This window comes from Citrobacter sp. Cb004 (assembly GCF_030337065.1).
Taxonomy (GTDB): Bacteria; Pseudomonadota; Gammaproteobacteria; order Enterobacterales; family Enterobacteriaceae; genus Citrobacter; species Citrobacter braakii.
Genome location: NZ_JAOWCH010000003.1, coordinates 1 through 710, shown reverse-complemented (window position 1 = coordinate 710; position 710 = coordinate 1). Strand labels below are relative to the sequence as shown.

At 46.3% G+C, this 710-nt stretch carries 1 protein-coding gene; it reads left to right on the top strand.

The annotated features are described in order from the left end of the window. A partial coding sequence (locus tag OGV65_RS00015; protein WP_502874456.1) for an Eco57I restriction-modification methylase domain-containing protein occupies positions 1-710 on the top strand: 710 nt, incomplete at both ends.

Genomic DNA, 710 nt, shown 5'->3' with positions numbered 1-710 from the left:
TGAGGTGGTTGATTTTATTATTCACAGCGTGAATGACGTGCTGAAACAGGAGTTCGGACAAACACTCGCCGACAAAGGTGTGCATATTCTTGACCCGTTCACCGGAACCGGTACGTTTATCACCCGCCTGCTGCAAAGTGGTCTTATCCCGTCAGATAAACTGGCTTACAAGTTTAAAAATGAAATCCATGCCAACGAAATCGTCTTGTTAGCCTATTACATTGCCGCCATTAATATTGAGGCGGTGTATCACAGCATCACGGAAGAATCAGAGTACACGCCATTTGAAGGGATTTGTCTGACTGACACCTTTGAAATGTATGAGAAAGATGACCTGGTCAGTGAGGTTCTGGTAGATAACAGTGAACGTCGTAAACGGCAGAAGGCTCTGGATATTCGGGTGATTATCGGGAATCCGCCTTACTCATCCGGTCAGGAATCGGCGAACGATAATAACCAGAATGTAAAATATCCGATGCTCGATAAGCGGATTGCAGAGACGTATGCCGCTTGTACCACTGCGACCAACAAGAATGCACTCTATGACTCCTATATTCGAGCTATTCGCTGGGCGAGTGACCGTATCGGTGAGCAAGGTGTAATCGGTTTTGTGACTAATGGTGGCTATATTGACTCTAACTCGGCTGACGGGTTGCGTAAGTGTCTGGCTGAAGAGTTCAGTAGCCTGTATTTTTTCCATCTGAGAGGGA